This window comes from Pseudoalteromonas sp. AOP7-A1-14 (assembly GCF_052376275.1).
Lineage (GTDB): Bacteria > Pseudomonadota > Gammaproteobacteria > Enterobacterales > Alteromonadaceae > Pseudoalteromonas.
Genome location: NZ_JBQSVO010000146.1, coordinates 1 through 7,639, shown reverse-complemented (window position 1 = coordinate 7,639; position 7,639 = coordinate 1). Strand labels below are relative to the sequence as shown.

Annotated in this window: 7 protein-coding genes and 1 pseudogene; 6 read left to right on the top strand and 2 right to left on the bottom strand. The window is 38.1% G+C overall.

Features of this window, described 5'->3' with window-relative positions; all coding sequences use genetic code 11:
- Window positions 1-245: 245 nt before the first annotated feature.
- On the bottom strand, window positions 246-1,262 hold the full coding sequence (yejK, locus tag ACT3RM_RS16245) for a nucleoid-associated protein YejK (RefSeq protein WP_441995302.1): 1,017 nt from the start codon (window positions 1,260-1,262) through the stop codon (window positions 246-248).
- A gap of 62 nt (window positions 1,263-1,324) precedes the next feature.
- Here yejK and ACT3RM_RS16240 point away from each other — a divergent pair, with 62 nt between their 5' ends.
- From ACT3RM_RS16240 to ACT3RM_RS16215, 6 genes are all read left to right on the top strand, one after another.
- Entirely contained in the window at window positions 1,325-1,537 is a 213-nt protein-coding gene (locus ACT3RM_RS16240) for a YejL family protein (RefSeq protein ID WP_404339866.1), read from the top strand.
- Window positions 1,538-1,542: 5 nt separating this feature from the next.
- Window positions 1,543-3,042, top strand: a complete 1,500-nt coding sequence (locus ACT3RM_RS16235) for a DUF3413 domain-containing protein (RefSeq protein WP_441995300.1) — start codon at window positions 1,543-1,545, stop codon at window positions 3,040-3,042.
- 102 nt (window positions 3,043-3,144) lie between these two features.
- Complete coding sequence (locus ACT3RM_RS16230; RefSeq protein WP_441995298.1) at window positions 3,145-3,618, top strand: DUF4124 domain-containing protein; 474 nt, start codon at window positions 3,145-3,147, stop codon at window positions 3,616-3,618.
- A gap of 70 nt (window positions 3,619-3,688) precedes the next feature.
- Window positions 3,689-5,407 (top strand): bifunctional isocitrate dehydrogenase kinase/phosphatase, encoded by a 1,719-nt coding sequence (aceK, locus tag ACT3RM_RS16225; RefSeq protein ID WP_441995296.1) that lies wholly within the window; start codon window positions 3,689-3,691, stop codon window positions 5,405-5,407.
- A gap of 15 nt (window positions 5,408-5,422) precedes the next feature.
- Window positions 5,423-6,361, top strand: coding sequence for a LysR family transcriptional regulator (locus ACT3RM_RS16220; RefSeq protein WP_441995294.1), 939 nt, complete (start codon window positions 5,423-5,425; stop codon window positions 6,359-6,361).
- 176 nt (window positions 6,362-6,537) lie between these two features.
- On the top strand, window positions 6,538-6,984 hold the full coding sequence (locus ACT3RM_RS16215) for a ferritin-like domain-containing protein (protein WP_441995292.1): 447 nt from the start codon (window positions 6,538-6,540) through the stop codon (window positions 6,982-6,984).
- Between the two features lie 92 nt (window positions 6,985-7,076).
- Here the strand turns inward: ACT3RM_RS16215 and ACT3RM_RS16210 are convergent.
- Window positions 7,077-7,639 (bottom strand): annotated as a pseudogene (locus ACT3RM_RS16210) (ligand-gated channel protein); the annotation flags it as partial.

Here is a 7,639-nt window from a genome sequence, read left to right as displayed (position 1 = left end):
CAAATTAGTTAACGCGGCTTTTTTAATGTTTGTTTCTAGTAGATCATATCTGCTCTTACAGTTTCGATGAGTAGGATTGGACTTTACCCGACAGGCTGTAACAGCTGAGCTAATAAGTGAAGAAAAATTAGTTAATTTGCTACTCTATTGGCTATTCAACTTCTAGTTAGTTGAACCAAAAAGCGAAGTGCATTCACTTCGCTTTAAAATAACTCAAATTAGCTTAAAGCTTTTACCTTGCAATCTTAATCTTGCTCTTTTTCCATAAATCGCTGTAATTGGTCTTTTAGATTTGGCGGTATTCCTTTTATAACCAAGGTGTCGGTTGCTTCGTTGTACGTTACTCGCTCGCCTAAATGTTTACGCTCGAAGCTCACGCTTACACCGCCACCAAGACCTGAGAATTTAACCATGCTGGTGACGGTTTTTTTATCAACCGGGAATGACTCTTCCAAGTCATAGCTTTGCTCTTTACAGAAGCTTTCAAACGGGTTGTCGTCGCCTTTGGTTAGCGTGCTTGATAGATCACTCACATTGGCGTCTTCACCGGTGGTTACGCAGTCGTTGCAGTAATCGAATACTTGTTTGCGTAAATCGTCTTTTTCGGTTTTTTCAAACTGTTGCTCTGATAAGTAATCATCAACAGCGCCGAGCATTACTTGGCTTTGCTGCTTAGAATCAATGCCTTCTTCACAACCTAGAAAATCTAAAAAGAAATCGGCAACTTTACGCCCAGCACGACCTTTGATAAACGAAATATAACGATTATCTTCAGCTTGTGTATCCCATGCAGTTAAATCAATACGGGCTGCAAGTTGCATGCGAGAAATATCTAAATGGCGTGATGAGGCTAAATCAAGCTCTGAAGTGATTGAGTAATGCTCTTTTATGTTGATCATCGCAACCAATAAATAATCACTAGCCACATATTGATAATGGCAAAAAACTAAATAGCCGGTTTCGTTAAAGGCATATTTATTTAGCTCTTCTTTAAGCACTTCTGTTGCTTGCTCAGTCATATGCCAAAAGCCAAGTTCGTCATTACGATAGCTTTGCATCGCAGAAGCCACAATGCTATTTTTTTCACCGCTAAAGGCACAGTAGCCTTTGCCTGGTTTACCATTATATGCGTGGTGTAGCTGCTCAATGAAAACCGATACCTTTTCATTAATAGCCATTTCATCATTTCGTAAGTGAATTTGCGTCTCGTCGTCTTTTTTGTCTACATAATGAACGACTAACTTTTTAACATCTGTTGTCATCTTTGTTTTTCACGCCTCTAGTGTTAAAATACGAGAATATAACTCTTTTATTGAACCAACTGATGCCAATCTTATCAAAATATTCCAATGACCAAGTAGAACAAATCGTCGATCAGCTAATTGATGTGCTAACAGAACACAATGCACCGGTTGATTTAAGCCTTATGTGTTTAGGAAATTCTATCACGCATATCTTAAAAGAGCATGTACCAGCAGCAAAAAGGCAAGCCGTTGCTGATAACTTTGCAAAAGCGTTAGCGCAATCGGTTAAATAAACTTTATGAATTTATCGCAGCATAATCAGTACTCATCAAAAGCAAGCCAATTATTAAGTTGGGGCCATTGGTTTACCTTTGCAAATATTGGTTTAGCGCTTTTAATTAGCTTAAGTTATTTATTTGCAGACTCAGCGCCCTCCACCTTTATAGGTGCTATTTATATGCTAGTAACTTGGTTAAGCCATACTAGTTTCATTATTTTTATTGCGTTTGTGCTAACCATATTTCCACTTAGTTTAGTATTCCCTTACCCACGGCATATTCGCGGCATGGCAGCCGTTTTATCAACCTGTGGAGCATCTTTACTTACACTTGATGCCTATGTTTATTTTAACCTTGGGTATCACTTAAGTAGCTCAGCACTTCCTGAAATAATTACTTTATTGTGGCATCGTATTACCAGCTCGCCAGCACTTACAACACTACTTGCTGGCGGTATTGTGATGCTTATTTTAGCCTTTCAGTTACTTGCCAGTAATTATACGTGGCACCATTTAGCGCGTTTAAAGCAATATAAGTTTGCCCGCTATGCCAGTTCCTTTTTACTGGTGTGTTTTGCAATGAGCCATAGTATACATATTTGGGCTGATGCAAATTTAAAGTTTGACATTACCAAGCAAGATAATGTGTTACCGCTTTCATACCCAACGACTGCGAAAAGCTTATTGGCTAAAAATGATTTACTTGATATTGAAAGCTACAAACAAGCACATAATGTTAGGCTAAATAATCAAAATATTAATTATAAGGCATCTTTACCCCTAGAGCGCTGCGAAGCTTTCACGCCTAATAAAGTAGATGTTTTAGTATTTAGTAATCAACAGGCCCTCATAAACTTTACCAAGCAACATGAAGCTCTGTATTCAACTGAGCAATTTTTACAGCCTATTGCCACAGAAGATAGTTTGTTTAGCTTAATTTATGGTTTACCCGCTTATTACAAGCCTGCGCTCATGCAAGAGCAATCTCTACCCATCTGGTTAAATAAACGTAAAAGTATGGTGGTGTCTGGATTTGAAAGCTTTGCATACATAAATACTGTATCAACCATCGAAGATGCAGCTATTCGTATAGTAAAAGCCGATGAAAATAGTACGGTACGGACAGACAGCACTCATTTATTTGCTTTTGCGCTCGCCCCAAATAGTAAAGATATTGTAACTACTACAACCTTGTATAGTAATGATAAAAAAATCACCCATGTTGAAGGGCTCATACAACCAAGTGATATTATTGCGACCATTTTAAGTAAGTATTTTAATTGTCAGGCATTGGCTGCACAAACTATGCTTGGTGTAGATTTATACAAAAAACAAAATGATATGGGCGTTAATTATTCTCAAGGTGTGTTTATAGCCTATAAAAAAGACCGTATTACTTTAATTGATTCAGACGGGAATTATAAAAATATTTCTGCTGCGCAAGGTTTCTCAATTGAACAGGGCCTTGATATTCCATTTTTAGTACAAAGCATTAAAAGTCTAAAGCGTTTTTCTGAATAAAATTTTATTTGGTAATTAAAATAGCCTAGCTTGCGAGTTAAATAAGCTAGGCTATAGTTGATCAATTAAGGACTAAACGATCATCTAGGGACCCAGGTGCTAATGAAAACACTCACCATACAGTTGGTATTCTTTACAGTTATAAATACTGCAAGTGCCAACGATACGACTCATTATTATAAGTGCACTACTGACAAAGGCACAACATTTAGCCAACTTCCTTGCAGCCCAAACGCCACCAAACATAAATTAATAAGCCACTCTGCCAACCAATTTCCAAAACAAGATCATATAAAAACACTCAATAATATTGAACGTACACAAACCATTCGTAATCTTAACGGCGAAATACGTAGTAAAAAACATGAAATTGCTATTTTAAAGCGCAATCTAGACCGCGCCAAATATCAGCAACAACAGCGTACTAAACGTATTTTAAGTGAGGATGAAACCAACCGAATCAAAAAAGATATTGTTAAAAAAATTGCACAACTCGATACATCATTTAAGGCAACGTTAAAAAGTAAAAAGAAACAACTTGCTAAATTAGAGAAGCAACTAGCAAGGTACAAATAAACGCTTGGGTTTTACTATTTTTTATCATAACCTTAATAAAAATAGTATGTACTCTATTAAGGATATTACAATGCAGCCCCAGCAAGTTGCAGACTTAATTTTAAACGGATTTAAAACCCACTATCAGCTATTTCAGCAGATCACAGCAACAGCACCTAGTGCATTTGCGAAACAAGACTGGGCCTGCATGCATGACATTAACAGCTTACGCATAACCTATTATGATGATCGGGTAAACGAAACAACCGAGAAACTAAAACAAAATATACATAATAGTCCCTTTAGTACTGACAAGTGGCATAGCTGTAAGCAAATTTATCAACAATATCTAACCTTTCACCCTCAAGCTGAACTGGCTGAAACTTTTTATAATTCTGTGTTTTGTCGCCTTTTTCATCATCGTTACTTTAACAATAACTTTATCTTTGTCACCACAACTCTTGCAAATGAACCCGCACTACCAGTAGAAGCTGAATACAGAAGTTACTTTCCTGTAGTTGATGGGTTGCGGCCAACGATACGTAAAATACTAAATCAATATGACTTCAAAACTCCGTATGTTGATCTTGATCGCGATATTCGCTTATTAGTTAAAGCTTTTTATAATCAAGCTCCCGACACTCATCATCAAGCATCACAGATGCGCTTTGATATGCTGCAAGCCCCTTTTTTTAGAAATAAAGCCGCTTATATAGTTGGTCGAGTAGTATCGCAAAGCGGTATACAGCCTTTTATTATTGCTATATTGCACCATCAAAACCAAGGCCTTTATTTAGATGCGCTACTGACTAAATCATCTCAAATGCGTGTGATATTTGGTTTTGCCCGAGCTTATTTTATGGTTGAAACACACGCACCTTCTGCACTGGTACGTTTTTTAAATCAGCTCATGCCTAACAAAACACTGGCCGAGCTTTACAATGCAATTGGCTTTCATAAACAGGGAAAAACTGAGTTTTATCGCGAACTTTTAAACCACTTACAACATTCTAATGATGACTTTGTCGTCGCGCCCGGAACACCCGGAATGGTGATGATGGTATTCACCCTGCCCTCATTTGATTATGTCTTTAAAGTCATTAAAGATACTTTCGGTGAAAGCAAGCCATTTGGTCGCGACACTGTATTAAAACGCTATCAATTAGTTAAAAACCACGACCGTGTTGGCCGCATGGCAGACACCATAGAATACTCCAATGTCGTGTTTCCACTAGCGCGATTTAAACCGCCATTACTAGCACTATTAAAAGAGACCATTGGGGATTCAATGAGTATTGAAGGTGATCTGTTAATAATAAAACACCTCTATATTGAACGGCGCATGATACCGCTTAATCTATATTTACAAAGCGCCAATAAAGAAGATGCAATAAGCGCAATTACAGCTTATGGCCAAGCATTAAAAGAAATGATTTCGGTAAATATCTTCCCTGGTGACATGCTGCTGAAAAATTTTGGTGTGAGTAAACATAAACGGGTTATATTTTATGACTACGATGAGGTACAGTACCTTACAGACATGAGATTTAGGGCACTACCAAAAGCTAAAAATTATGATGACTACTTAACTAACGAACAAAGTTATTCAGTAGCTCCTCAAGACGTATTCCCTGAACAATTATGTACCTTTGTAATACTTAACCCAAAATATAAAACGGTTTTTACCCAGGCTCACCCTGAGCTACTCGATGTAGGATATTGGCAACAAGCGCAAAAAAATATAAAAAATGGCGTGGTTAGTCATATTTATCCCTATCCAGAAAAACAACGGTTTATCCATAGTTGGTAAACCCAAGGACAGACAATGAATATCAGTAAAATAGATTTAAACTTACTCGTTTATCTTGATACCTTACTGCGCGAATGTAACGTCACTCGCGCGGCTAACCAACTAAGCATTACCCAGCCAGCTATGAGCAACGGCTTAAAACGCCTGCGTAATTTATTTAACGACCCAATTTTAGTGCGTACCAGCGATGGCATGGTACCCACAGAGCGTGCATTAGAGTTACAACCGGTGATCCGTAGCATTTTAATGACATTAGAAGAGACTCTCGCGCCCAACCGTGATTTTGAAGCTAGCCAAAGTAAACGGGTATTTCGTATTATGGCAAGTGATTACGCAGCCAGTACATTAGCCCCGCGCCTATTGAGTAAGTTACACGCAGAAGCGCCAGACACGACCCTAGATATACTCACTCCAAGCGATGTCACATTTCACGATGTAGAAAACGGTAAAGTCGATATGGCCATTAACCGTTTCGAAAACCTACCGCAATCGTTTCACCATAAGCAAATATGGAAAGACAGCTTTTGCTGCTTAGTTAAAGCGGATAACCCAATCATTGAACAATTTAGTTTAGATAGTTACTTAAAAGCACGACATATTTGGGTAAGCAAAACGGGCTTTGGTGTTGGTGTTGGTATGGATCCTAAAGATGTGCAAAAGCTTGGCTGGGTTGACGAAGCTCTGGCTCGCTTTGAGAAGCACCGAAATATTGCCACTTTTACTCGTAATTACCATGTTGCAATTCACTTAGCTAAAGAGCAAAACTTGGTAGCCACTCTGCCCTCAAAAGCTGCCAATATTTATTTGGACGATCCTGGCCTAACTATTTTAGAACCTCCTTTTCCAATCCCGCCGTTTGAGCTTGATATGATTTGGAGCCCACTACTACACCGTGATGCCAGCCACGTTTGGTTACGCCAAAAGGTAGCCGAAGTAGCTGAGGAACTAAAGTAACCCCTCACTATTACATGTACTTCTGTAAAATATGCTCAGTGATTTATTGACACGCCGAGCATACCCACAAAAAAATCGCTGTAAATCAAAACTTTAAAATTATAAAAATCATGGAATGACCTTTGCTTTTGACTAGATGAAGATATTATTTCATTAAATTAAAAGAGGTCATTATTATGAATAACCATCAAGGAAACGAAGCAACTCATATCACTGACATTATTCAAGTAATGAACAGCGGCATCGACTTTTATGAAAAAGCACAGGAGAAAGTAAAAGATCCTGCCATTAATTCACTTTTTCAGCGCATGATTGACGCCCGAAAAGTAAGTGCTGAACAACTCCAGCCTTATGCAATCAATGAAAAAGGTGAGCGCGAGGATGGCTCGTCTTTTTCAGTAGAATTACGCAGTGCTTACACAACGCTATTGACTAAATTTAGCAGTGACAACGACGATACTTATGTCAAAGAACTTGAAGAGGTCGAAGACAGAACTATTGAAGAGATTAAAGCAGCCATGGATAAACCACAACCATCTGACTGTGAAGCAGCGCTGGCAAAAACCTTATTAACCATACAGAGTTGTCATGCTGAAATGAGTCGTATGCAAAAAAAAATATAGTTTTATAAATATATTATGTAATCAAAAAAAGGGCCCTGTGGCCCTTTTAAATTAAATATCTTTGACTTTAAATAATGAGATATAAATATTATTTAAAAACGGTATTCAGCACCTAAGTAATAATAAGCACCATTATAACCAAACGGCGCTGAACGGCGAGAATATTCAAACACCCCTGTTGAATTCACTATGGTATTACCTGAAGCATCTACAATAGTACCTGCTCGTGAGTTACCAATTTCGTTTTTATCCGGATATACGTCAAACAGGTTATTAGCGCCAATATTTAATGATAAGTTATCAGTAACAAAGTAATTAATTTTTACATCAGTAAGGATCTCAGCGCCGTAAGTTTGGCGTCCACCATCTTCAACTGTGTATTCACCATAACGATTTAACTATAAATTTACCGTCCAATCCTCAAGCTTATATAAAGCACTTAAGTTTACCCGATCCTGTGGTTGCCACTCTTCGATGATTGATGTTTCTTGAGATGAAAATACATCTTCAACCGGTATTGCCTCAAGGCCACTGCCTGCCGGTGTAAATAAATCCACCACATCGGTTTCAGTAAAGTTTGCCGCAAGAGTAAAATCAAGCGTGCCACCTAATCCTTCAGTATTCCACGTTGCCACGAAGTCTACGCCTTGAGTTT